Source organism: Neorhizobium sp. T6_25 (assembly GCF_002968555.1).
Classification (GTDB): Bacteria; Pseudomonadota; Alphaproteobacteria; order Rhizobiales; family Rhizobiaceae; genus Neorhizobium.
The window spans coordinates 394,144-418,612 of record NZ_PVBL01000001.1 but is presented as its reverse complement, the minus strand read 5'-3'; the positions used below and the strand labels follow the sequence as shown (position 1 = coordinate 418,612).

At 62.6% G+C, this 24,469-nt stretch carries 23 protein-coding genes and 1 riboswitch; of the genes, 5 read left to right on the top strand and 18 right to left on the bottom strand.

Annotation, left to right across the window (positions count from 1 at the left end; translation table 11 throughout):
- The first annotated feature begins 11 nt into the window (after positions 1-11).
- A complete protein-coding gene (locus tag C5L10_RS01875; RefSeq protein ID WP_105428275.1) occupies positions 12-1,286 on the top strand; it encodes an FAD-binding oxidoreductase in 1,275 nt (424 codons plus the stop codon).
- 92 nt (positions 1,287-1,378) lie between these two features.
- Here C5L10_RS01875 and C5L10_RS01870 read toward each other — a convergent pair whose 3' ends face one another.
- The 6 genes from C5L10_RS01870 to argE all read right to left on the bottom strand — a co-directional run bounded on the left by C5L10_RS01870 (position 1,379) and on the right by argE (position 7,992).
- Positions 1,379-2,836, bottom strand: coding sequence for an NAD-dependent succinate-semialdehyde dehydrogenase (locus C5L10_RS01870; protein ID WP_105428274.1), 1,458 nt, complete (start codon positions 2,834-2,836; stop codon positions 1,379-1,381).
- Between the two features lie 23 nt (positions 2,837-2,859).
- Positions 2,860-3,900, bottom strand: coding sequence for a tartrate dehydrogenase (locus C5L10_RS01865; RefSeq protein ID WP_105428273.1), 1,041 nt, complete (start codon positions 3,898-3,900; stop codon positions 2,860-2,862).
- Positions 3,901-3,911: 11 nt separating this feature from the next.
- Positions 3,912-5,375, bottom strand: a complete 1,464-nt coding sequence (locus C5L10_RS01860; protein ID WP_105428272.1) for an aldehyde dehydrogenase — start codon at positions 5,373-5,375, stop codon at positions 3,912-3,914.
- A gap of 159 nt (positions 5,376-5,534) precedes the next feature.
- Positions 5,535-5,891 carry a cupin domain-containing protein gene (locus C5L10_RS01855; protein ID WP_105428271.1) on the bottom strand — a complete coding sequence of 119 codons (357 nt, stop codon included), beginning with the start codon at positions 5,889-5,891 and terminating at the stop codon, positions 5,535-5,537.
- A 24-nt stretch (positions 5,892-5,915) separates the two neighbouring features.
- Positions 5,916-6,839 (bottom strand): glyoxylate/hydroxypyruvate reductase A, encoded by a 924-nt coding sequence (locus tag C5L10_RS01850; RefSeq protein ID WP_105428365.1) that lies wholly within the window; start codon positions 6,837-6,839, stop codon positions 5,916-5,918.
- Positions 6,840-6,858: 19 nt separating this feature from the next.
- The gene (gene argE / locus C5L10_RS01845) at positions 6,859-7,992 is read right to left on the bottom strand and encodes an acetylornithine deacetylase (protein WP_105428270.1); all 1,134 of its coding nucleotides are present in this window, start codon (positions 7,990-7,992) and stop codon (positions 6,859-6,861) included.
- A gap of 279 nt (positions 7,993-8,271) precedes the next feature.
- On the opposite strand from argE, the gene C5L10_RS01840 reads away from it, so the two are divergent.
- Both C5L10_RS01840 and C5L10_RS01835 read left to right on the top strand, forming a co-directional pair.
- On the top strand, positions 8,272-9,147 hold the full coding sequence (locus tag C5L10_RS01840; protein WP_245447892.1) for a GNAT family N-acetyltransferase: 876 nt from the start codon (positions 8,272-8,274) through the stop codon (positions 9,145-9,147).
- Positions 9,148-9,350: 203 nt separating this feature from the next.
- Complete coding sequence (locus C5L10_RS01835; protein WP_105428269.1) at positions 9,351-9,905, top strand: DUF3299 domain-containing protein; 555 nt, start codon at positions 9,351-9,353, stop codon at positions 9,903-9,905.
- Positions 9,906-9,981: 76 nt separating this feature from the next.
- On the opposite strand, the gene C5L10_RS01830 is transcribed toward C5L10_RS01835, so the two are convergent.
- The 4 genes from C5L10_RS01830 to aztD form a co-directional block, all read right to left on the bottom strand.
- On the bottom strand, positions 9,982-10,746 hold the full coding sequence (locus tag C5L10_RS01830) for an ABC transporter permease (protein ID WP_105428268.1): 765 nt from the start codon (positions 10,744-10,746) through the stop codon (positions 9,982-9,984).
- Complete coding sequence (locus C5L10_RS01825) at positions 10,746-11,660, bottom strand: ABC transporter permease (protein ID WP_245447904.1); 915 nt, start codon at positions 11,658-11,660, stop codon at positions 10,746-10,748. The genes C5L10_RS01830 and C5L10_RS01825 overlap by 1 nt, the downstream gene beginning before the upstream one ends.
- A 9-nt stretch (positions 11,661-11,669) precedes the next feature.
- Entirely contained in the window at positions 11,670-13,166 is a 1,497-nt protein-coding gene (locus C5L10_RS01820; protein WP_105428266.1) for an ABC transporter substrate-binding protein, read from the bottom strand.
- Positions 13,167-13,558: 392 nt separating this feature from the next.
- Positions 13,559-13,753, bottom strand: a riboswitch (cobalamin riboswitch).
- 206 nt (positions 13,754-13,959) lie between these two features.
- Positions 13,960-15,198 carry a zinc metallochaperone AztD gene (aztD, locus tag C5L10_RS01810; protein WP_105428265.1) on the bottom strand — a complete coding sequence of 413 codons (1,239 nt, stop codon included), beginning with the start codon at positions 15,196-15,198 and terminating at the stop codon, positions 13,960-13,962.
- A 383-nt stretch (positions 15,199-15,581) separates the two neighbouring features.
- Here aztD and C5L10_RS01805 point away from each other — a divergent pair, with 383 nt between their 5' ends.
- The gene (locus tag C5L10_RS01805; protein ID WP_105428264.1) at positions 15,582-16,565 is read left to right on the top strand and encodes a substrate-binding domain-containing protein; all 984 of its coding nucleotides are present in this window, start codon (positions 15,582-15,584) and stop codon (positions 16,563-16,565) included.
- A gap of 76 nt (positions 16,566-16,641) precedes the next feature.
- Here C5L10_RS01805 and C5L10_RS01800 read toward each other — a convergent pair whose 3' ends face one another.
- Genes C5L10_RS01800 through C5L10_RS01780 form a run of 5 tightly spaced genes read right to left on the bottom strand, consistent with a single transcriptional unit; the run spans position 16,642 to position 21,687 of the window.
- On the bottom strand, positions 16,642-17,907 hold the full coding sequence (locus tag C5L10_RS01800) for an ABC transporter substrate-binding protein (protein ID WP_105428263.1): 1,266 nt from the start codon (positions 17,905-17,907) through the stop codon (positions 16,642-16,644).
- Between the two features lie 25 nt (positions 17,908-17,932).
- Positions 17,933-18,769 carry a carbohydrate ABC transporter permease gene (locus C5L10_RS01795; protein WP_105428262.1) on the bottom strand — a complete coding sequence of 279 codons (837 nt, stop codon included), beginning with the start codon at positions 18,767-18,769 and terminating at the stop codon, positions 17,933-17,935.
- Positions 18,766-19,698, bottom strand: a complete 933-nt coding sequence (locus C5L10_RS01790) for a carbohydrate ABC transporter permease (RefSeq protein WP_105428261.1) — start codon at positions 19,696-19,698, stop codon at positions 18,766-18,768. Before C5L10_RS01790 ends, C5L10_RS01795 begins: the two co-directional genes overlap by 4 nt.
- Positions 19,691-20,860 (bottom strand): ABC transporter ATP-binding protein, encoded by a 1,170-nt coding sequence (locus C5L10_RS01785; protein WP_105428260.1) that lies wholly within the window; start codon positions 20,858-20,860, stop codon positions 19,691-19,693. Before C5L10_RS01785 ends, C5L10_RS01790 begins: the two co-directional genes overlap by 8 nt.
- Positions 20,857-21,687, bottom strand: a complete 831-nt coding sequence (locus tag C5L10_RS01780; RefSeq protein ID WP_105428259.1) for a metallophosphoesterase — start codon at positions 21,685-21,687, stop codon at positions 20,857-20,859. The genes C5L10_RS01785 and C5L10_RS01780 overlap by 4 nt, the downstream gene beginning before the upstream one ends.
- A gap of 265 nt (positions 21,688-21,952) precedes the next feature.
- Between C5L10_RS01780 and C5L10_RS01775 the strand changes: the two genes are divergently transcribed.
- Positions 21,953-22,246: a DUF982 domain-containing protein gene (locus C5L10_RS01775; RefSeq protein WP_105428258.1), complete on the top strand. Its 294-nt coding sequence runs from the start codon at positions 21,953-21,955 to the stop codon at positions 22,244-22,246.
- An 80-nt stretch (positions 22,247-22,326) separates the two neighbouring features.
- On the opposite strand, the gene C5L10_RS01770 is transcribed toward C5L10_RS01775, so the two are convergent.
- From C5L10_RS01770 to C5L10_RS01760, 3 genes are all read right to left on the bottom strand, one after another.
- The gene (locus tag C5L10_RS01770) at positions 22,327-22,647 is read right to left on the bottom strand and encodes a hypothetical protein (RefSeq protein ID WP_105428257.1); all 321 of its coding nucleotides are present in this window, start codon (positions 22,645-22,647) and stop codon (positions 22,327-22,329) included.
- A gap of 181 nt (positions 22,648-22,828) precedes the next feature.
- Positions 22,829-23,152, bottom strand: a complete 324-nt coding sequence (locus tag C5L10_RS01765) for a hypothetical protein (protein ID WP_105428363.1) — start codon at positions 23,150-23,152, stop codon at positions 22,829-22,831.
- A gap of 181 nt (positions 23,153-23,333) precedes the next feature.
- The gene (locus C5L10_RS01760) at positions 23,334-24,407 is read right to left on the bottom strand and encodes an ABC transporter ATP-binding protein (protein WP_105428256.1); all 1,074 of its coding nucleotides are present in this window, start codon (positions 24,405-24,407) and stop codon (positions 23,334-23,336) included.
- Positions 24,408-24,469: the final 62 nt, after the last annotated feature.

Sequence of the window (24,469 nt, the reverse complement as noted above, 5' to 3'; positions counted from 1 at the left end):
GGCCGAAGCCGATGCAATATGTCTCCTACTGGCATGATACGGCGCCCCGTTTTACGGGCGCCGTGGAAGGGCCGATCGAAGGTCACTACGACGTTGCCGTGGTCGGCGGCGGCTTTACCGGGCTCGGTGCGGCGCGCCAGCTCGCCATGGCCGGCGCGAAGGTTATCGTGCTGGAGGCGGAGACGGTGGGCTTCGGAGCGTCCGGCCGTAACGGCGGCCACCTGAACAACGGCCTTGCCCACAGCTACCTCTCGGCCAAGCAGGAGCTCGGCAAGGAGCGGGCAATCGCGCTTTACAAGGCGCTCGACAGCTCGATCGACACGCTAGAAGCAATCATCGCCGAGGAAGGCATCGACTGCGACTTCCGCCGCGCCGGCAAACTGAAGCTTGCTTCCAAGGCGCAGCATTTCGAAGGGCTTGCCCGGAATTTCGAAGTGGTTCACGCGGAGGTCGATCCGGATACGGCATTGCTGTCGCCGCAAGACCTCGCTCAAGAGATCGGATCACCTTTCCACGGCGCCATGCTGTCGAAGAAGAGCGCCATGATGCATATGGGACGCTACGTCGTCGGCCTCGCCGAAGCGGCAAAAAGGCGCGGAGCCATTATCGTCGAGAAGGCGACGGTCACCGATGTTTCGAAATCGGGTGGCCGACATGTGCTGAAGACGGCCAAAGGCTCGGTCACCGCCGACAATGTCCTGATGGCAAGCGGCGCCTACACGACGCCGAATTTCGGTTATTTCCGCCGGCGGATCATGGCGGTCGGCAGTTTCATCATCGCCACGCGGCCGCTTTCGGAGCAGGAAGTCGCCGCGACGATGCCGGGCAACCGCACCTGCGTCAACAGCATGAACATCGGCAACTACTGGCGCCTGTCGCCGGACAACCGGCTGATCTTCGGCGGCCGCGCGCGATTTTCGGCGACCTCCGACCAGCGTTCGGATGCGAGAAGCGGTGCAATTCTTCGCGATAGCCTGACCCGGATCTTTCCGCAGCTATCCCATGTGGAGATCGACTATTGCTGGGGCGGTCTGGTGGACATCACCAAGGATCGTTACCCGCGGGCGGGTTTCCATGACGGGTTATGGTACGCAATGGGTTATTCCGGCCATGGTGCGCAGCTGGCAACCCACCTCGGCATGACGGTCGCCGACGCCATCCTCGGCCGGCCTGACAGGAACCCCGTCAAGGGGCTCGACTGGCCGGCAGTTCCGGGTCATTTCGGCAAACCGTGGTTCCTGCCGCTGGTCGGGCTTTATTACAAGATGCTCGACAAGGTCCAGTAACGGAACTCTTGCCATCGTCGAGAACAAAAAAGGTGGGGTTGCGACCGCAACCCCACCTTTTTTGGATAAGCGTTCCGGGTGCGGAAACGGGCTCAGTTGAGCCCGCCGATATGGAAGGCCTTCACTTCCAGATATTCCTCGATCCCGAACTGCGAACCCTCGCGCCCCAGGCCCGACTGCTTGACGCCGCCGAAGGGGGCGACCTCGGTCGAGATCAGGCCGGTATTCAGCCCGACCATCCCGAATTCCAGCGCCTCGCCGACACGCCACGCCCGCTTGAGGCTTTCCGTATAGAAATAGGCGGCCAGCCCGAAGGGCGTGCCGTTGGCAATGGCGATCGCTTCTTCCTCGGTCTCGAAACGGAAGAGCGGCGCGACCGGGCCAAACGTCTCTTCGCTGGCAAGCTGCATGTCGGTGGTGGCCCCGGTCAGCACGATCGGAGCCGTGTATTGGCCACCGGCCGGCAGATCGGCCTTGGCCGTGACGATCTTCGCGCCCTTGGCGAGCGCATCCTCGACATGGCGGTTGATCTTGGCGATTGCAGCATCGTTGATCATCGGACCGATCGAAACGCCCGGCTCGGTTCCGGGGCCGACCTTCATGGCATTCACCCGGGCGGTGAGCTTTTCGGCGAAGCGATCGTAGATGCCGGCCTGCACGAGAATGCGGTTGGCGCAGACGCAGGTCTGGCCGCCATTGCGGAATTTCGAAATGATTGCCCCTTCAATGGCAAGGTCGATATCCGCATCGTCGAAGACGATGAAGGGGGCGTTGCCGCCCAGTTCGAGCGACAGCCGCTTGATACTGTCTGCCGCGCCGCGCATCAGCAGCGAACCGACCGGCGTGGAGCCGGTGAACGAGATCTTCCGCACGGTGGTGTTGGCCATGATCTCGGTGCCGATTTCCTTCGGCATGCCGGTGACGATGTTGACGACACCTGCCGGGATGCCGGCCATTTCGGCCAGAACCCCGAGCGCAAGTGCCGAATAAGGGGTGAATTCCGAAGGTTTCACCACGACGGTACAACCGGCCGCGAGCGCCGGCGCGATCTTGCGGGTGATCATAGCGTTCGGAAAGTTCCAGGGCGTGATGATGCCGCAGACGCCGACCGGCTCCTTCAGGACGATGATGCGGCGGTCTGGCGTCGGCGAGGGAATGGTCTGGCCGCCGATGCGGCGCGCCTCTTCCGCAAACCACTTGACGAAAGAGGCGCCGTAACGGATTTCACCGCGCGCCTCGTCGAGCGGTTTGCCCTGTTCGGTGGTCAGCATCAGCGCCAGATCTTCGAGATGTTCGATCATCAGGCCGTACCAGGTTTCAAGCAAGGCGGCGCGCTCTGCATGGGTACGCTTCTTCCAGGCAGGATAGGCCTTTTCGGCAGACTTGATCGCTGCGCGCGTCTCGTCGCCTCCCATGTCGGGAACGGTGCCGATCACCTCTTGGCTCGCCGGATCGAAGACGTCGACGGTCTTGCCGGAGCGGGCGCCGACCCAGGTGCCGTCGATCAAACCTTCTTGCCGAAACAGGGAGGGGAGCTTCAAATTCCGCATATGTCTAATCCTCGATACGATGTTTAGAGTGCGGCGAGCAGCGCCGAAGTGATGGCGTCTGTCCGGTCCTTGCCGGGAACCGTGCCGATGCCGCTTCCCGTGACCGCTTCGATGGCCGTCATGACGGCGCTCGCCGCATCCTTTTCGCCCAGATGATCGAGCATCATCGCGCCGGACCAGACCGTGGCGATCGGGTTGGCGATCCCGAGATGGGCGATATCGGGTGCTGAGCCATGCACCGGTTCGAACATCGAAGGCGCATTGCGCTCCGGGTTGATATTGGCCGAGGCGGCAAAACCGAGGCCGCCCTGAATGGCCGCACCGAGATCGGTCAGGATATCGCCGAACAGGTTGGAAGCGACCACGACGTCGAGCGTTTCGGGGGCCATCACCATGCGCGCCGCCATGGCGTCGATGTGATAGCTGGTGACCTCGACGTCAGGATATTCCGCCGAAAGCTGCCGGGTGACGTCGTCCCAGAACACCATCGAATATTTCTGGGCGTTCGACTTGGTCACCGAGGCCAGCTTGCCGCGCCGCGACCGGGCCTGTTCGAAGGCAAAGCGCAGGATGCGCTCAACGCCCTTGCGGGTAAAGATCGACGTCTCGACGGCAACTTCATCGGCCGTGCCCTGATGGATACGCCCGCCTGCGCCCGAATATTCGCCCTCGGTGTTTTCGCGGATGCAGAGAATGTCGAAGATGGTCGCCTTCAGCGGCCCTTCGACACCGGCCAGCAGGCGGTGGGGGCGGATGTTGGCGTATTGCACGAAACTCTTGCGGATCGGCAGCAGCAGGCCATGCAGCGACACCGAATCCGGCACTTCCGCCGGCCAGCCAACGGCACCAAGCAGGATCGCGTTAAAGCTGCGCAACGTTTCGATCCCGTCTGCCGGCATCATTGCGCCGGTTTGCTTGTAGAAGGCGCAGGACCAGGGAAATTCCGTGCCCTCAAGCGCAAAGCCGCGCCCGTTGGCAGCCTTCTGCAGCACCGACCATGCGGCCGCTGTCATGTCGCGGCCGATGCCGTCGCCGGGGATCAGGGCAATCCGGTATGATTTCATGTTCTTCGTCCTCAAAGACTGATCAAGACGCTCTTGCTCTTGCGATTGGCGTGGAAAGCTTCCCGGCCGAGATCCTTGCCGATGCCGGACTGCTTGTAACCGCCGGTCGGCAGGATATGGTCGCGCGAGCGGCCGTAGCGATTGACCCAGATGGTGCCGGCCTGCAGCCGGCGGGTAAGGCGGATCGCCCGCGAAAGGTCGCTGGTAAACAGGCCGGCGGCAAGCCCGTAGCTCGGATGGTCGGCAAGCATCATGGCTTCTTCCTCATCCTCGAACGTCTGCAGCGTCAGAACGGGCCCGAAGATCTCCTCGATCACCGCCGGCGACGTCTGGTCGACGCCGGTGACCAGGGTCGGAGAGTAGAAATATCCCGGTCCGTCCATGGGGCGCCCTCCCGTCAGGCATTCCGCCCCAGCTGCGACGGAGGCCGCGATGATGTCGTCGATGCGCCGGCGCTGCCTGTCGGAGATGATCGGCGAATACTGGCTTGCCGCATCCCAGGTCGGGCCGGGCACGATCCCCTGCATTTTCTTCAATATCGCCTCGATCAGCGGTGCGGCGACGCTCTTTTCGACGATCAGGCGCGATCCGGCGACACATGCCTGGCCGGCATTGCTGGTGATGCTGGCGGTCACCGCGACTGCGGCCCGGTCGATATCGGCATCCGCGAAGACCAGCTGCGGGCTCTTGCCGCCAAGTTCCAGCGTCATCGGCTTGATTCCGGTGCGGGCGATGTTTTCCATGATCGCCGAGCCGGCGCGGGTGGAGCCTGTAAAGCTTACCTTGGCGATATCGGGATGGCCGGTGATGGCGTTGCCGGTGGTCATGCCGTCGCCGAGCACGACGTTGATCAATCCGGCCGGGATGCCGGCGCGCACGGCAAGTTCCGCCAGGCGGATAGTTGAGAACGGCGTCATCTCGGACGGCTTCAGCACGACGGCATTGCCGGCGGCAAGCGCGGGACCGAGTTTCCATGCGGCCATGTTGATCGGGAAGTTCCAGGGCGTGATGGCGCCGACGACGCCATAGGGTTCCGTCATGATCATGCCGAGATTGCCGTCGTCGGTCGGCACCAGGTCGCTGCCTTCCTTGTCGGCAAATTCGGCGAAGAAGCGGATCTGCTCGGCCGAGACGGCGATGTCCCCCTCGACCAGGTGGCCGACCGGACGGGTGGAAGAGACGGCTTCCAGCCTTGCAAGCGCCACGGCGTCCTGTTCGATGAGATCGGCCCAGCGATGCAGCACCTTCACACGCTCGCGCGGGCGGATGCCGCCCCAATTGCTTTGCTTCAGCGCCGCCTTCGCCGTCTGCACCGCCTGGTCGACGAGATTCGCACCGGCGATGGGGCAATCGGCATAGGCCTTGCCGTCGGACGGACGGTGCATTGCAATGACGCCTTCGGCCGCCACGAGGCGATCGCCGATGAAATGTCCCATCGGCATGGCCAGGCTGTCGGGATCGAAACTCAGGCTCATCGGCTTATCTCCGGTCACTGGGCGGCATATTACCGGATCGGTGGAACCGCTTGATCCGGTAGAGCGAAGGGCCGCAGCGGAAAAATCCGTTTTGGCGGTCAATCACGGCGTATTCTGCGGAGCGGCCCGGAAGCGGTTGCCGCGCCGCGGCCGCACCTATCAAGGGGTGACGGTGACGTAGATCTTGCGGACGGTCTCGATGGTCTTCCAGACGCCGACGAAACCCGGCTTCATGACGAAACTGTCGCCTGCCTTGTAGACAACGGGCTGGCCGCCTTCGGGGGTGAGTTCGACGACGCCCGACAGGATGTGGCAGAATTCGAAGGTCTGGCCCTTGATCGAATGTGTGACGCCGGGCGTCGCTTCCCAGACGCCGGTATGCACCAGTTCGCCATGGGCTGTGTCCTGCGCCCAGGTCTTGAACTGTGGATCGCCGGAGATCAGCCGGTCCGGTGCGGGAATGTTTTCGCGCGGTGCAAAGGACGGGCGAGGCGCGATGGTCTTGAGAAGCGACATGGTATTCCTTTCGAGGTTGAAGATTCAGTAACCGCGCTGCCGATCGATCAAGCCGATCGGGTCGAGCCCGGCGCGAAGCCGCTTGATATTGTCGATGACAGCGCGCGCGGCGGTATGCGGCTGGGTGATGCTGGCGATATGCGGGGTCAGCAGGATGCGCGGGTGACGCCAGATGGAATGGCCGGGCGGCAGGGGTTCCGGATCGGTGACGTCGATCACGGCGCCGGATAGGTGCCCGCTGTCGAGTGCAGCGAGAAGCGCGTCCTGGTCGAGCTGGGGACCACGTCCGACATGAACCAGTCCAGCGCCCGCCGGCAACCTGGCGAAAAGCTCCGCGTCGAGAAAACCGCGGGTCTCGTCGGTCAGCGGCAGGAGGCAGATCAGCACATCGGTCTCGGCAACCATGGTCTTCAGGCCGTCCTCGCCGGAGAAACACCTGACACCTTCAATCTCTCGCGCGGACCGGCTCCAGCCGGACAAGGGAAAACCGAAAGGTTTCAGCCGCTCAAGCACGGCCTGGCCGAGATTGCCGAGCCCCAGGACGCCGATACGGCGCTCTGCGGCCTGAGCCTGCGGCAGGACCTTCCAGACCTCCGCCTGCTGCTGCGCCAGATAGGGCGCCAGGTTGCGGTGGAGCGACAGGACGCCGAGGACAACATATTCCTGCATCATCCGCACGATGCCTTCTTCGACCATGCGCACGATCTTCACGTCGTCAGGCACGCTGGCGGCCCGGAACTGGTCGATACCGGCGCCGGTCGAAAACAGCACTTCGAGATTGCGGTAACGCGCCAGATTTTCCGGCACTGTCCAGGTCATGAGATAGCGCACCCGTTCGGGATCCACCGTCGCCGGATCCATGGAGAATGGCAGGTCCGGGATTTCCCGAGCAAACGCATCCTGGAAAATCCGGCCGCGGGCCGCATCGGAATTGAAGAGGAATGTCATGGTCCGGATACGTTCCTGCTCATTGGAGTTCCGCACGGCAATGCCGACCAAGTGCTTCAAGCATGGCCTGGCAGTCGTCGAGTTCGCTCGCCAGAATGAACTCATTGGGTTTATGGGCGCGGGCAATGTCGCCAGGCCCGCAGATGATCGCATCAACGCCGGCGCGCTGGTAGAGACCCGCCTCCGTCCCGTAGCTGACAGCCGCCAGCGGCTCGATCCCCGTCAGATCTTGCAAGAGACCGGCGAGGGGAGAGGTTGGCGCCAGCAGCAGCGCCGGATAGGCGCTGAGAACCTGCCAGTCGACGTCGAAGCCCTTCATCGCCAAGGCTTCGGCAACCGCCCGCACCGGGGCAAGCAGCGCTTCGGGATCTACCGAAGAGATGGCGCGGGCCTCCAGTTCAAGGCTGCAGATTTCGGGAACGATGTTGACCGCCTGACCGCCACGGATCGTACCGATCGACAGAGAGGAATAGGGTGGCTCGAATTCTGCCTCGAACGGTCCGCGGGAAAGATCGACGGCCGCGGCAACCGCAGCCTGCTGCACGTCCGTCATGGCATGGATCGCGTTGAGGCCGAGATCCGGCCGGGAGGAGTGGCCCGAACGGCCCTTGATCGTCACCCGGGCTGCCGCCTTTCCCTTATGAGCCAGAATGGCACGCATTCCGCTCGGCTCCCCGATGATCGCACCCAGCGGCGGGGCACACAGGTCCTGCAACCGGGCAAGAATATGCGGCACGCCCCGGCAACCGGCTTCCTCGTCGTAGGAAAAGGCAAGGTGGATCGGGCGGCAGAGCGGACTTGCGAGAAGCGCGGGCACGGCTGCCAGAGCGGCCGACAAGAACCCTTTCATATCGCTTGTTCCGCGTCCGTAGAGCCGGCCTTTTTCGTTCCTCAACGAAAAGGGATCGCTGCCCCAACCGGCCTCGGTGGCCGGGACCACGTCCATATGGCCGGACAGGATGTAGCCCGGCTGGCCGGCAGGACCGATCGTGGCAAAAAGATTGGCCCGGTCGCCTTCAGGCCCCGGCAGGATATGCGCGGCGATCCCGAAGGATTTGAGATAGTCCGCAATCCATTCGACGATATTGCCGTTGGGCGTGCCGACGACCGAGGCAAAGCCGACCAGCTTCTCCAGGATGTCCAAAGCGCGCATCGACTGTTCCCGCCTCTCAAAGCCATGACCTCGTGGCCGCCACACCTTGCTTTTGCAGAGCATGCGAACCAATCCTGGCAGGCAAGGTTAGAGGCAGAAGAAACCAATGGCTGCCGAAAGTGGACGCGATACGGTCAAATCTTGTGTTCGGTTTCGCTTCAGCAGTGAAATGTTTCGCGGGATCTCGACTAACGTGACTGCCGGGATATCCGAGCGGTTCACCTCAGGAGGATATACGATCTCGGCTGGACAATGATGGATAGTGAATTACCAGGAACCTTGAATGTCGATAATTTCGAGATGCGCTTTGCGGATATCTCGAGTGTCGAAATCTCCAAGCTGCAGGCTTTGTCGATCTCGGTGGGCTGGCCCCACAGGGCAGCCGACTGGCAGCATCTGCTCGACATCGGGAAAGGATACGTCGCGCTTGACGAGATCGGCCGCGTGGGAGCCTCGGGCATGTGGTTTCCCCATGGCGACGGCTTTGCCACGTTCGGGATGCTGATTACCTCTCCGAGGCTGCAGACCAACGGCGCGGCCAGGTGGCTGATGAATCGGATCATGACGGAGTGCGGCCGCAACCGCATTCGTCTCAACTCGACGCGGGAAGCCCAGCGGCTTTATGCTTCGTTGGGATTGAAGCCGAAGCAGACGGTTTATCAGTATCAGGGCACAGCGATAGCCCCGATGGCGCTTCCGCCTCTGGAGAAGGGGCTTGTTTTGAGGCGGCTGGACCGCGGCGATCTCGACACGGTGATCGCCGTCGATGCTCCTGCCTTCGGTGCTGATCGAGGCCTGCATCTCCTGCGATTGTTCGAGAGTTCGATCTGCTACGGTCTTTACCAGGGAGAGCGGATGCGCGCGTTTTCGATGCGCCGGCGCTTTGGGCGGGGGCATGTGGTCGGGCCGGTGGTCGCCGGCAACGACGAGGACGCCATCACGGTGACCCACCCGCATATTGCCGCCCATGCCGACGGGTTCCTGCGCGTAGATACACATTTCGATAGCGGCCCGTTTGCCGCGCTCGTCCAGCAGTGCGGGCTTAGCATCTACGCCACCCTGACGACGATGGTGACCGAGGAGGCAGCCGGCTACGGCGCCGGACAAAATGGCAATGCGAGGGTTTATGCCCTGGCTTCGCATTCCCTGGGATGAGCCTTCGTCTGTGGCGGCTCCCACAGACGAAGTGGTATGGAATTCGAAGCCACCCACTCCAGTGACCGTAGCCAGAGTTTGAGCGAAGGCCGAGAAGCAATCTCTCCCATCCTGGCTTTGACCTCAATCGAGAAATAGAGCTAACATCCGGGACAGCGGCGGCGGCCTGTCGGCTGGGGAACGCCCTGTGAACGGAGATGCAGATGAGGCGCGCGCTTTTCCTCCTGAAATTCACGACGATGATGATCGGGACGGTTTGTCCGGCATCCGGCGTCTTTGCCGGTGCTCAGCCGGTTCTTTGGAGCGCCCTGCGGCCTGCGGATCAATCGAGGTTGGATGCTGCCCTGCCGGGCATGGCGTCCAGCCGGCCTCAAGGGGAAACGCTTGCCTGGCGTGACGAAGCCCGTACGGTGGAGCTGACGGGGTTCATCCTGCCGGTCGATCAGGACGGCGAGAACGTCTACGAGTTCATGCTGGTCCCCTGGGCGGGAGCCTGCAGCCACAGCGCTGCGCCGCCGCCGAACCAATTGGTGCATGTGGTCGCTGCCGAGCCGTTCCACCTCTCGCGAGTCTATGAGGTCGTCACCGTGACGGGAAATCTGCGGCCCGGTTTGGACAAGACCCAACTCTTCATCATGGACGGGGTCCGCGTCCTCGACTACGGCTACAGCATGAGCCAGGCCCAGGTGGCGAAGGCGACGGGCTTGGTGGACCCGGACCTGAAGACCATCTCGCCACTCGGGGTTCTTGCGCGATAGGTGAGCCGCCACCGCTGACGGCGGCAGGGTCCTCCATTCTCCCTGGTGGGTGTGAAAGCCGGGCCTTCGGCCAGCGTCACGCTCGATCATTATCAAAAAAACCGTTGAGCAAGACGGTGACCAGGGCGATCGCGACGCCTGGCCAGATCATCAGCATTGGGTGGTCGAAAATGAACATGCGGTACTCAAAGAGCATCGATCCCCAATCCGGCTTGGAGGGGTCGGCCCCGAGACCGATGAAGGCGAGCGAGGCATAGGCGACCGCCGCAAGTCCCGCCTGGTTGCCGACATAGGCGAACATCAGGGGCAGGGTGTTGGGCAGTAGATGCCGGGCGATCATCCGCAAGGGTCCAACGCCCAGGCTCCTCGCCGCCAGGATGAACGGCCGGCCAAGCACCCGCTGACTGAGCGAATGCGCAAGCAGGGCATGCGGACCGATGCCGGCCAGGCCCAGCGCCAGTCCGGCACTGAGCGGCGACAGGCCGAAAATCGCGGCCGCCGTTAGGGCGACGATGAGCGTCGGCACCATGACGAAGAACTCGCAAAAGCGCAGGATCACCGTTTCGCGCCAGCCGCCAAGGACGGAGGCGGTGGTGCCCAGCAGGGTACCAAACAAAAAGCCTATGGCACCGACCGAGAGGACGACGCAGGCCGTCCGCCACCCGCCGGCCATGATCCGGGACAGAAGATCGCGACCGAGATGATCGGTACCGAGCAGATGGCTGGCGGTCATGCCGGAATGACGGGCAAGCATGTCCACCGCATCGGGATCATATGGCTGCCAAAAGCCGCCGGCACAGAGACAAACGGCGAGCGCCGCGAGCATGATCAGCCGGGGCATCAGGCGAGACGCGGATCGAGAAGGCGCATGGCCAGATTGGCGCCGGCATTCATCACAAGCATCCAGATCGCAATGACCATGACATAGGCCTGCAGCACCATCTGGTCGCGTGCCGCGATGCTCTGCACCAGGAACTGGCTGATGCCGGCAAGGCCGAAGAGGATTTCCATGGTCGCGGTGCTGCCGATCACCCAGCCCGCTTCGGAACGGACTGCCGACAAGAGAGTATAGAGCGCGCTGCGGTGGCCATGCCCCCAGAGCGCCTGCTTTTCCGACAGGCCCTTGGCAAGTGCCGTGCGGAAATGCGGCTGCCCGGCGGTCTCCTTCAAGTCGCGCCGATAGACGCGGGAGAGAACAGCAACGGAATGCAGCGCGATCAGCAGGACGGGCAGGACGATCGCGGTCCAATCATTGGCGAAGGGTCTGAGCCAGCGCAGCTGCACGCCGAGCACCCAGAGAAGAACAAGGCCCAGCCAGAAGGCAGGCACCGCCTGGACGAAGACCGACAGAGCCCGGCTCATCCGATCCGCAATACCCCCCGGATAGGCTGCCGAGAAGAACCCGAGCGGAATTGCCAGCCCGATCGCCAGTGCCAGGCCGGCGAGACCGAGCGTCAACGAGACCGGCAACCGCTCGGCGAACTCGGCAGTTACGGGCTCTCCGGTCCGGAAGGAGCGGCCCCAGTCGCCGCCGAGGAAATCCGCCAGCCAATGCAGATACCTGACCGGCAACGGCCGATCGAGCCCCCACTCCGCCCTCAGCGCGGCGACGGTTTCTTCCGTCGCCGGCAGGCTCCAGACGCGAATGGCGATCGCGACGGGATCGGCCGGCATCAAGGTGATGACCGAGAAAGAGGCGAGCCAAACCGCCAGCAACCCTGTTATCGATTGTATGCCGAACCGGGCCAGTCGCATCACGTGGCCCTACTCCGTCTCGCCGATATCGGCGCGCAGGACGTGATAGTCGGATCCCCACGGCTCGTAGTTCTTCAGCCGCTTCGACAGGCCGACATACCACACGGGCGATACCAGGAAGGAGGCGGGCGCATCGGCGAAGATCTTCTGCTGGGCATCCAGCGCGATCGCCACCCGCTTTGCCGGATCGCCCTCGGAAGCAAATCGGTCGAGGATCGCATCGAAATCCGGCGAGGCATATTTCGCATAGTTCAGCGAAGCGCGGCTTCTCAGCATCGAGTTCAGGAAAAAGGCGGCGTCGCCGCTCGGGGCCGTATGCTGCGCCCAGAGCGCAATGTCGAAGTCGCCGGCCGAAGCGACCTGCTGGATGTTCTCCACCACCTGCGTATCGACCGCGATGCCGATCTTGACGAGTTCCGCCTTGACCACCGGCAGCATGGTGACGAGATCGGGGCGCTGCGGGTAGGTGATGACCAGCAGGCGCAGCGGCATGCCGTCCTTTTCGCGCATGCCGCCGCTGCCTCTTGCCCAGCCGGCTTCGTCGAGCAGCGCGCCGGCCCTGGCAAGATCGGTCGGACGGGCCTGCCTGCCGGCAAAGGGGAAATAGGCGGCATAGGCACCGGTCGCGGGTTCGCCGCCGTTGATCGCGGCTGCAAGCTCCTTGCGGTCGAAGGCCAGATCGATCGCCCGGCGTACCTTCACGTCAGCCATCAGCGGCCGGGCGGTGTTGAAGAAAGCAAGATACTGGTATCCGACCGGGAACGACTTGATCGTCAGGTCCGGATTTGTCTTGAGCCGGGTAACGACCTCCGACGGCAAGCCGAAGGCCATGTCGAGTTCGCCTGCTTCCAGCGCCAGCGTCAGGGTCTGGGCATCACCGAACTTGCGGAAATTGACCGGCGAACGCTCATCGGCGCCAGCGAAATGCACGTTGGGCTCCAGCGTGATCGAGGCATCCGTCTTGAAGGCGGAGATCCGGTAAGGACCACTGAAGACGGCATTGCCGGCCTCGGCGGGTTTGTAGGCAATCAGCGGCCATTCGGCGAAGAGCGCCTGAATGAACGGCACCGGCTTTTCGGTCGTCACCTTCAGCGTCAGGTCGTCGACCGCCTCGAAGGTCAGCTTGCCGCCGGTCGCGAGCGTCGCCTTGTTGATGGCGAACGTGGTATCGAAACCGGCTGCCAGTGCCCTGGCGGTGACAGGCGTGCCATCGGAGAACCGGCGGCCTGGTTTCAGGGTCACGGTCCAGGTCAGGTCTGCGATGCGCTCCGCCTTCGCGGCCAGCTCCGGCACGAGCTTGCCGTCCCGATCGACGGTGAAGAGATTCTCGCCGACGCCATGGCTGACCAGCGCCCAGCCGTTCGAGCCCTTGGCCGGGTCCGTGCCGCTGGTGATGTAGGTGGCACCGACGCGAAGCGGCTCGCCTGCGAAGACGGTGCCTGCGGTGGCAAAGGTTGTGGCGGTGAGCCAGGCGGCGGCCAGGCGCGATAAAGTCTGCGACCTCAATTGTCTCTCCTCTTGTTCTGTTCGGATGGGGTGCGAAGCCGCTGCTTGCGGCCTGTTGGATGATAGGCGAAGTCCTCGACGATGCGGCAGCTAAGCGACCAGATTGGACCGCTTGGCGCAGCGAGGGGGTTCCCTGTTCGGTAAAGGCGAAGCGCACCGTTCCGGCCCCGGTCATGCCGGCCGCAAGCTCCGCGAGCCGCTGCATTTCCAGATGCGGTGATGCCGCAAAGGCGGATTTGCCGATCAGGAGGACGGCGCGCCCGGATACGTGCTGGGAAGATAATCCCTGTGTTTTCACTGCCTTCGTCTCACTCAAGGAGGAGCAGCAAAAATGAAGGTTGCGGCAGGCACGATGGCCCGACGAACCGTCATTCCTGTGGCACACCCCGACCACGGAACTTCTATCGTCAGGCAGGTCTCCTGGCTCGCGGGTCAAAGCCGTCATCGCCCGTCTTCCCGGCATTGGCTGCCAGTGACATGTTGGGCGAACGGCTCACCGCTCACAGTTGCGGGACAGCTCCGGTTTTGACCGGATTCCCTCTTAGCTTCCATCGCGAGATGGAAGAACCTTGACGCCGCGAACTTACACTCCCTCTGCCGACTGTCAACGGCGCCGCTTCATGCCGCATCACGCGGCTCGTCGTTCCCAAGGTGCGAAAAGGATCCGGAAGATTCGCCAAAGGTCAGGCAGGAAGACAGGCTGTCGATCAGGCGCCGGCTGCTGCATCGTCATCTCCTGAACGGATCCTGGTCCGGAACTGCCGTGGGAATTCCGGACCCAAACGCTACCGCGTCAATGCGATGCTCCGGAGCCGCCGACGGCAACGATCGTAAAGGGTTTTCCTTCGACGGGAATCGTCCGGACCTCCTTCAGGCTCTCCGTATCGACGACGCGAACCAGCGAGTGCCGCGGATCGGTAATGACGATATGGCCGTCCGCAACGGCAAGACGCGGCCGCGGATCACGCCAATGGCCGTCCTTGCTGTAGGGCTCGGTGACCTTGGCCTTGCGAGCGATCTCGCCCTTGATCACGTCCAGCACATGAAGATCGCCGTCCTCGGTCAGGATGTAGGCATTGCGCGGCGTTGCCGGATCCAGCAGGAAATCGACGCGGCGGGTAGGCAGGGCGATCAGCCGGAAGTGCTCCTCGGCGTCCGGATCGATCAGGACGATTTTGTCCTCGCCGTAGTTGCCGAGGAAGAACTGCATCGCCTTGCCACCAAGCAAGGTCCCGGTGCTGCCCTTTGGCAGGTCTGTCGGGTAAGCGAGCATTTCCAGCTTCGGACCATCAATGCCGCCGGGCCGGGCAACGAGAACGCCTTCCTTGCAACCGAAGGCAACGAGCCGGGCCGAGGTGGCCTCGCCGTGAAGATCGGTGCATTTCGCGACGTCGCCGAGCTGCTTGCCTGCCTCATCGACGACGCGAAGGCCGATCCTCGGCGGCAGTTCGTCGGGCTTGGTTTCGACGTCAGCGTTTGGGACCGACACCAGCACGAAACGACCGATCGTCACCGCTACGCCGTGATGCGGCTTCGTCGTGTCGACTGTCTTCACGTCAGCACTGCCACCGAGAAGAGCGGTTTCGTCGATGATATCCGCCTTGCCGCCTCGATCGTAAAAGAGGATCGCATGGTCGTCATGCGGAACGACGTGGAAAGGACGCTTGCCCTCGAAAGTCACGGGCAACAGCCCGACGTCGGAAACCTCCAGATCCCGATGCTCCCCGTGATCGGAGAAATCGATGCCAGTCCTGATGACGTGCACGATGTCATGATCTGACTGGGTAGCGAATACGGTCTGGCCGGAGGCACTAGCGGTCAGGGCCGCGGGACCCTTGAGGTCATAGCGGCCGAGTTCCTTGCCGTCCTCGAAGTTGATGGCACGCACGACGGGGTTCGTGTGATCGCCGACAAACAGACGCCATGCTTCCTTCGTCTCGTGATCTTCATCGCCAAACGCTCCGGACGCTGCGAAGATCAGGCCTGATGCGACAGCGGCTAGGAGACGGTTTGGAGTGAGGGACAAATTCATGAGGTTCCTTCCTTATTGCTTGAACTGTTGTCGCGCCGAGCGGCTATCCGGAACATGACTTGCCTGCAGATTTACGGCTGCCTCGGTTGCGGGTTTATGCATGTTATATCGTTACATTCAGTATTGAGCGTAATAACATTACATAGGCGGCTGTTGTCAATCCCTGCGATGGTGACATTTGCCTGGTTCACGCTAGCCGTCAGCGCCGGGCAGCTTGCGGGTTTGACGCGGCAGGACAAAAGGACCTCACAGATTGCCTGGCGGCAGTCGGCCTTGCCGTTTGAGGAAAATCCGTCGTTGCTGACATAAAACTCTTACATATCGGGAGGAAATCTGCTGTCGGCAGGCCTCGAGGCCTGGCAAACGGAAGAGGACCTTCTCCGATGACGACATTGCAGCAGGTGGCGACACGAGCCGGATGTTCGCTCGCGACGGCGAGCCGGGCGCTCAGTCGCAACGGCAATGTCAGCGACCGCATGGCCCGCAGGGTTCGCCGCGCGGCGGCAGAGCTCGGGTATCGGCCGATCAATTCAGCGGCCGGCAGACCCGGGCAACGGCCGGTGGTCGGCGTGCTGATCCCCAGCATCACCAATCCCGTCTTCGCCTCGTCGCTTTCCAGCATCCAGAACCGCATGCTGGTTGCCGGCCATGGCGTGCTAATCGCCCAGTCGAACTACGACCCTGCACGCGAGGCGGATGCAGTCGCCTCGCTTCTCAACGACCGGCCGACCGGGCTGATCCTGACCGTCTGCGACCCCGCCACGAGCGTTGCCCTCACATCCTCGCTGCCGCCGACCGTGCTTCTCAACAACATGCCGACCTCGCTGTTTCCTGCCGCCGTGACCGTGGACAATCGCGGTGCCGGCCGGGAGCTGACGCAGATGCTGATCGGTCTCGGCCATCGACGCATCCTGTTCGTCTCCGGAAATTTCGTGGCCTCCGACCGCGCGCGTCGTCGGCATGAGGGTTATCGCGATGCGATGAACAAGAATGGCGTTGAACCGTTGGAAGCGGTCGAGATTTCCTTCCTCAACGGCTATGACCAGCTCGATCTCACCCCGGCGCTCGCGACCGTGTCGCCGACGGCGATCATCGCCTCCAACGATCTTCTTGCACTCGGCGTCATCAGCGCGCTGCGGCGCGAAGGAATTTCCGTACCCCGCGACATCTCCGTCGCCGGTTTCGACGGGATCGCCATCGGGCGGCTGATGGACCCGCCGCTGACGACGGTAGAGATGCCGGATGCGAGCATGGGGGCGGCGGCGGCCTCGCTGCTGCTGGACATGGCCGAGAATGCGGCGCCCCCCCGGCATCTCGACGTTGCCTATATGCTGCGCCGGGGCGGCACAGTGCGGGCAATCCACTAACGCTTCATGCAAAAGGAAAACCGCCGCTTCCGGTCGGAAACGGCGGGTCCATGATGCGATCAAGCTGGGACGGATCTTAGCTGCGCGGCAGCAGGCCCTTCACTTCGGAAGCAGCGTCTTCGAGAGCTTCCTTCGGGGTCGCCTGCTGTTCGACGATGCGCGACAAGTTCTCGACGATCGCCTGGGTGACCTTGACGCCGTTGGTGCCCGGGAAGGCGTACCACGGAACCATGCGGTCCATCTGGCTGAGGCCGGCGACGAAGAGCGGGTTTTCCTTGTAGAAATTGCCGAGATAGTCGGGCGACTTGGCGGCAAGCTCGTTGTTCGGAACGTAGCCGGTGCCCGGAACGACGACCGAGGCGCCATACGGACCGGCGGCGAACTTGGCGAACTTCCAGGCGGCCTGCTGCTTTTCGGCATTGCGGGCGAGGATGACGACGGCATTGCCGCCGGTCGGCAGCTTGCCCTTGACCGGATCGATCAGCGGGATCTGCGCGGTACGTAGGTCGAACTTGTCGCCGACGCTCTTGATCGTGTTGCGCAGCGCGCCGGTCGTCTTGAACTCGATGCCGACCTTGCCGGCAAAGAATGCCTGTTCACCGGCCTGGGCCGTGAAGACCGGCAGGCCGCCCTGCTTGACCATGCGGTCGAGCGTCTCGACAGCCTTCAGGCCTTCCGACCCGGCGAAAGCGACGGACTTTTCGTCAGCGCCCAGCATCTGGCCGCCGGCGCCGAACAGAAGCGCCGAGAACATCCAGTCGTCGCCCTGCCAGCGGAAGTCGATGCCTTCGACGCCGTTGCCGAGCGCCTTGATCTTGGCGCCGAGCGCGATGACTTCGTCCCAGGTCTTCGGGGGCATGTCCGGGTTACCGCCGGCAGCCTTCACGAGGTCGGCATTGTAGTACATGATCGGGTTCGACGTCGCGAAGGCAAGGCCCACCTGCTTGCCCTTGACCTGGGCGAGCTTCAGGATGTTGTCGGAAAAGCCGAGCTTGCCCATATCGCCTTCTTTGGCGATGAACGGGGCGAGATCGACGGGCAGGTCGCGCTCCTGAACCATGCGCAGGCGGTTGAGGCCGATAAAGGTCAGGTCCGGCATTTCCGCCGTGCCGGCCTGGCGCATGATCAGCTGGATGCCCTCTTCATAGGTCGCCGACGGATTGGCGAACTGGATCTTGATGTCCGGATTTTCTTCCATGAACTTCTTCGAGATCGTGTCCATCACGTCCTTGAAGAAACCCGGCATCGGATAATGCACGGTCAATGTCGTTTCGGCATGGGCCGGAAGCGACACCGTCATGGCAATCGCCGCGGCGGCGAGGATGTTGGTGAGATGCTTCATCGCATAGTCTCCTGGTTGATGCCGGTCAGCCTTTGAGACCGGTCATTGTGATGCCCTCGACGAAGCGCTTCTGTGCCAGAAGGAAAGCAGCAACGAGGGGAGTGGTGATGATCAGCGTGGCGGCCATCAGGGCGCCGTAGTCGTCGCCGGCCTCGGCGGCGCGGAAATAGAGGAGACCGAGCGGCGGTGTCGCATAGGCCTGGTTGGAAACCACGATCAACGGCCAGTAGAGGTCGTTCCAGTGGGCGACGACCGAGAAGATCGCGAACGCGGTGATCGCCGGCCAGGCATTAGGCACGATCACGCGGCCGATAATGCCAAGCTCCGACATCCCGTCGAGCCGGGCGGCATGTATCAGGTCGTCCGGTATTGCGCGGAAGAACTGCAGGAAGAGGAAGATGCCGAAGACGGAGATGGTGAAGGGGGCAACCAGCGCGAAATAGCTGTTGAGGACGGCCATGCGGTCGAAGGCGACATAGAGCGGCAGGGCGGTGGCATGGATCGGCACCAGCAGGCCGAGCATGACCAGCACCATCATCAGCCTTGCCGCGCGGAACTTCAGCTTCGCCATCGCGTAGGCGCAGGGGATGGCGATCACCACCTGGAAAACGAAGATCAGCGCGCAGACGGCGACGCCGTTGAAAAGTAGCCGCGTCATCGAGACGCGTGTCAGCGCCTTGGCGAAGTTTTCGACATAGGACCAGTGCTGCGGGATGAGCGACAGCGACGAGGAGAAGATGTCGCTCTGCGCCTTGCCGGCGGTCGAAATCATGAAGACGTAAGGGGCGAGAAATATCACCGCGCCGAAGATCAGGATCGACAGGCGGACGGCTCGCCCGAGGGTGAAGGCAGAAGCGTTCATGAGTAATGCACCTGCTTGTCCTGGACGCGGTATTGCAGGAACATCAGCACCATCAGGATGATCAGGAAGACGACGGTCATCGCCGAGGCGTAGCCGACCTTCAGGTAGACGAACCCTTCCTGGTAGATGGTGAAAAGCAGCACTTCGGAAGCCTTGTTCGGCCCGCCCTCGGTCAGCGTCTTGACCGTCTCGAAGACCTTGACGGCATTGATGATGCTGATCGTCGTGACGAACAGCGTTGTTGGTCCAAGCATCGGCCAGGTGACCAGCCGGAACCGGTCGAAGGTGGAGCGGGCGCCATCGACATGCGCGGCGTGATAGAGCTCGCGGGGGATTGCGGTGAGGCCGGCCAGGAACAGGACGAGATTGAAGCCGACCGATTGCCAGATGCCGATGATCGACAGGCTGTAGAGGACGGATGTCGAGGCGCCGAGCCAGTTGGGGCGCGGCAGGCCGCCGAGCGCCAGAAGCGCGTTGATCGGGCCGATCGTCGGGTGGAACAGATATTGCCAGACCGTCGCCATCGCGACGAGCAGGGAGGCGACCGGCAGGAAATAAGCGGTTCGAAAGAAGGACCGGCCGATATTCTCGCTTTCGATCAGCATCGCAAGGCCGAGCGCCATGAAGATCGAGATCGGTGCGACGATCGCGGTATAGACCGTAGTGTTCCACAGCGAGCGTCGGAAGGTCCGGTCGGTGAAGAGCTCGGTGTAGTTGTCGAAGCCGACGAACCGGAACCCCGCGTAACCGAGCTCGTAGTCGGTAAATCCGAACAGGATCACCACCGCGACCGGCAGCAGGATGAAGACGAACAGGAGAACCATAGCCGGCAGCGAAAGCACGAGTGCAGCGCGTGCCTCCTGCCGCTCCGCAGCCGAGCGGGCAGGTTTTCTGACGACGGGGAATGCAGCATCGACCGCCTCAGCCATGAGCCGTCTCCAACCTGACGGGAGCATCGACCGGTGTCGAGGGCAAGCGGCGGCCGTTCTCGGCAAAGACGAAGAGGTGGCCGGCCGAGATTTCGAGTCGCACCGGCATGCCGGCTGCAAGACCGACGCCTTCGGCGGGGGAAAGCTTGGCGACCACGGGTTCGCCGATCGCATCCAGGCGGCAATAGAGGATGATCTCGGAGCCCAGGAATTCGATGCGGTCGATGCGTGCCGGCAGGCCCTGCTGGCCAGTGCGGTGGACGCGGACGAATTCCGGGCGGATGCCGATCGTCACCAGCGCGCCGGCTGCGACCGTCTCGCGGGGCAATCCGACCCGGATGTCGCCGAACGCTATGGTGCCATCGGCCCCGACCTGCGACGGAAAAAGGTTGACGCGCGGCTGGCCGATGAAACGAGCCACCTCGATATGCGCCGGATCGTCGTAGATCACCTGCGGCGAGGCGAGCTGCAGCAGCGAACCGCCGATCATCACCGCAACGCGGTCGGCCATGGACAGCGCTTCCGCCTGGTCATGGGTGACATAGAGTGTCGGCACGCCGGCGCGGCGATGCAGTTCGACGATCTCGCCACGGGCGTGGACGCGCAGGTTGGCATCCAGGTTGGAAAGCGGTTCGTCCATCAGGAAGACGGAGGGGCGGCGCACCATGGCGCGGCCGAGCGCGACGCGCTGGCGCTGACCGCCGGACATCTGGCCCGGTTTGCGATCGAGCAGGTGATCGATCTTCAGCGACACCGCCATCTCGCGCACGTCGCGCTTGATCGCCGCCACCGCCTTGCGCTGGCCGGGCATCAGCGGGCCGATCAGCGGCAGGCGCTGCGCGCGTGTCAGTTTGCGCATGACCAGCGGCACGGCGATATTCTGCGCCGCCGTCAGGTGCGGATAAAGCGCGTAGGACTGGAAGACCATGGCAATGTTGCGGTCTGCCGCCGGCACCGGCGACAGGTCGCGATCGCCAAGCATGATTTCGCCGGCGTCAGCGCTTTCGAGGCCGGCAAGGATGCGCAGGAGCGTGCTCTTGCCGCAGCCGGAAGGGCCGACGAGGGCGATGAACTCGCCCGGACCGGCGTCAAAGCTGACGCCCTTGAGGATAGGATTGCCGGAAAAGGATTTTTCGATGCCGCGAAGCGAAAGGGCGGTCATTCGACGCTCTCCGTTTGGTTGGCACTGGTCGGGTAGACTTCCTCGATGACGTCGTCGAGGACATAGGCCGTCATGCCGGGCACGGCGACGATATCGGTTTGAACGTCGTCGCCGAATTCATGCACGACCGCGCCCACCAGCCGCTCGCCCGGCATTTCGCGCACCAGCTTGTCGAGGATGAAGGCAGCAGACGGAGCCCAGGTGAGGGCGGTGTTCTCGAAACGGCCCTGCCAGGCCCAGTGCAGGTGGCCGCTCGCGAAAAGCGCCACGTCATGGGCGGCTATCAGGTCGTAGAGACGCTTGCGTTGCGCCGGGCGGACGCTCCAGTAGCCCGTGTCGCCCTCATGCGGTTCGTCGACGAACAGCGGCTTGTGGGCAAACAGCGCGATGCGGCGGCCGCGACGCTCCTCGAGGGTTTCGCGCAGCCATTCGAACTGGGCTTCCTCCTCGTCGTCCTCATGACCGAGCAGGAGCGAATTGAGGCCGACGAAACGCCAGCCGTTGGTGTCTTCGAACCAACGGTCCTCTCCGACGAGGTCCCGCCAGCGGTTGAGGCGCTCGGCATTGACCGGCTGCTCGGAACCCGGCAGGTGGCCGACATCGTGATTGCCCGGCAGGATCAGCATTGGGATCGAAGTCTGTCGCATCAGGTCCATACAGAAGGTGATATCGCCGGGCTTGTCGGCGCCATCGATGGTCAGATCCCCGGTATGGATGATGAGATCGGCGCGGGTATCCTCGATCCAGGTCAGCAGCGGCGCCCAATTGCCGTTGAAATGCGACTTCTCCGGGCTGAAATGGGTGTCGGTAATCTGGATGATCTTCACGGCAGCTCTCCGGTCTCGCAAGTGCCTTCCGCAGGTGGGAAGGCGTTTACGGTTCCTTAGAGCGCTATCGTGTCAGGCCGGTTACAGAGTTTTCCAGCTTTCTTTCATTTCTGTCACAGGACTGTAAAACAGGCTGGGTTTCACCTCGCGGATCGCTTCATCGCGTTCAAAAATGCGATCGGGCGAACAGTCTCGGTGTCTTGAACCCACGGCCTCATTTCCTACATCAATCTGCGGTCCACGGCGAAAAGGAAAGGAGGTCGCGATGGCTAATACGTTGTTTGACAAACCGCTGTTTGTAAAAACATCTCGCTATGTTCAGGAGCTTGCCAGCCTGGAAGACGTCTTCGACTTTCTCGACGAGTGGCCGATCAACAAAAGGGGCGACACATACGAGGTGTTGTCGAAGGCTTGTCGGATGGCTGCTCAAGGCATCTTCCCCTTGCCGGCAATCCGAGAGAATGTGCGCCGATTCCTGTTGAAGGAGCGTGTGCTGGCGAATATCGAGGAGGTACCTCTGTTTACAGGGCGCACCACCGACCGCAATCTCGGCTCATGAGGCACGTTGGATCAGCAGGAACGTAAAAAGCCCCGCAGCCGGTACGGCCACGGGGCTTGGACGAAGTCTGCTCGATCATGTCAGCAGGAATTTGCCTGGTTGGTTGGGCTGTTCGGGTTGGAGGTGGAAGCGTTGGTGCCGCCGGCTCCGGCAGTCGTGGGGCTCTTGCCGCAATTGGCGTTGGTGCTTCCGGCCGTGCCGGCGCCCTGCGTGTTAGCGTTACCCGTTGCCGACGTTCCGGGCGCGGTCGTATCGCTCGCCGTCCCGGCCCCGGTACCGGCGCCCGAAGAGCCGGTCGAACCCGAACCGCCGGTGCCGGAACCACCGCCGGCACCCTGTGCGAATGCAGAAGCCGCAAGACCGAGCACGAGAGTGCTCGCAGTGAGAAGTTTTACGATCATGCAGTGTTTCCTCTCAGTTTTCGTTGCGGCCTCCTAACCGCGGGTCGCATGGAAAGTTCCCGTCACTGAAACCCTTCGGCACAGGCTGGAATCGTGAGAGTTTCGGCAGTTGGTCAGGCGCACCACACGTCGCTTCCGCTATCGGAACTGTGGGGCAAGCGCTGGTGCTGGATCGAAGAACCTATGCGCCCGGATTATTCAACGGCACGTAGCCGCGGCTTTTTCGGTCCAGCCAGTCGAGTCTGGATTTACCGGACGCACGAAGATAGGCGGCGGATTCGAGGACAAGCGGATGATGCAGATCCTGTTTTTTCAGCCAGTTCCTTGCTTTGCCCCTGTACCATCCCATCAGGGCGGCCGTTTCAGGTTCGTCGCTGTATGAGCGCGCCAGGAGTGTCAAAACTCCGTCTGAAAACTCATAGACATCGTACTCGTAGTGGTAGTCGTAGAACCCGTCGCTGTCAGGTTCGGATGCATCGATGTGATGCGAGACCTCCACCGTCATGGGCCACGCCGGGGCGCTCTGACCACGAAGGGCGGAAATCCGCCACAGGGCCACCCGAACCGGGTAATACAGTCGTTCAATCTGGGACAAATTCACCCGCCAACAAGTTTGCCTGCAAGGCACTGCATCTTATCCAAAGCGCTCGAAACGCCGCCACGACTTTGCTTGAACGGCTCCAGGTTCAGTTCAGCCTTTTGCCTGTCCCGGTGTCGAACAGGTGCACCCTGTCGGTATTGCCCTTCACATGGATCGTTTCGCCGACCGTGATGTCGCGGTCTCGGGGGAACTCGACGGTCAGCATTTTCGAATGGCCCAATTCGACATAGCCGTAGGTCTGGCTGCCGAGCCGTTCGGCCACCATCAGTTCGCCGCTGAACCAGGCCTGTTCGGGGGAGCAAGAGATCAGTTCTTCGGGCCGAATTCCGAGCGTGACGTCCCGGCCGGCAAGTGCCCCTGCGCCTGGAATGCTGCCGGTCGCAGTCTTTCCCAGAAGTTTCACGCTTTCGCTATCGGAGGCGATCTTCGCCGGCAGCGTGTTCATGGTCGGGCTGCCGATGAAGCGGGCGACGAACAGGCTCGACGGGTTGTGATAGAGATCGAGCGGCTTGCCAATCTGCTCCACCACGCCGCTGTTCATCACCACGATGCGGTCGGCCAGGGTCATGGCCTCCACCTGATCGTGCGTGACATAAACCGTGGTCGCCTTCATGCGGTTGTGCAGTTTTGCGATTTCCAGGCGCATTTCGACGCGCAGCGCAGCGTCGAGGTTGGAAAGCGGTTCGTCGAACAGGAACGCCGCCGGCTCGCGGACAATCGCACGGCCCATGGCGACGCGCTGGCGTTGGCCGCCCGACAATTGTGCCGGCCGGCGATCGAGATAATCCCTGATCTTGAGGACATCGGCAGCCTGACCGACGCGGCTTTCGATTTCCCGGTCGTCGCCGCCGCGCATCTTGAGGCCGAACGACATGTTTTCCCGCACGCTCATATGCGGGTAAAGAGCGTAGTCCTGAAAGACCATGGCGATGTTGCGCTCGGCCGGCGGAAGCAGGTTGACCGTGCGGCCTTCGATATCCAGTTCGCCACCGGAAATCTCCTCCAGCCCGGCGATCATGCGCAGAAGCGTCGATTTCCCGCATCCGGAAGGGCCGACGAGAACCAGGAACTCGCCGCTTCGGATCTCAATATTGATGTCGTGGATGACCTGCAGGGCGCCATACGACTTCCGGATCTTCTTCAACGCAATGCCAGACACGAGGTCCTCCCGAATATTTTTCAAGCTTGACGCCAGTTATCGATATCAATATCGATAATCAT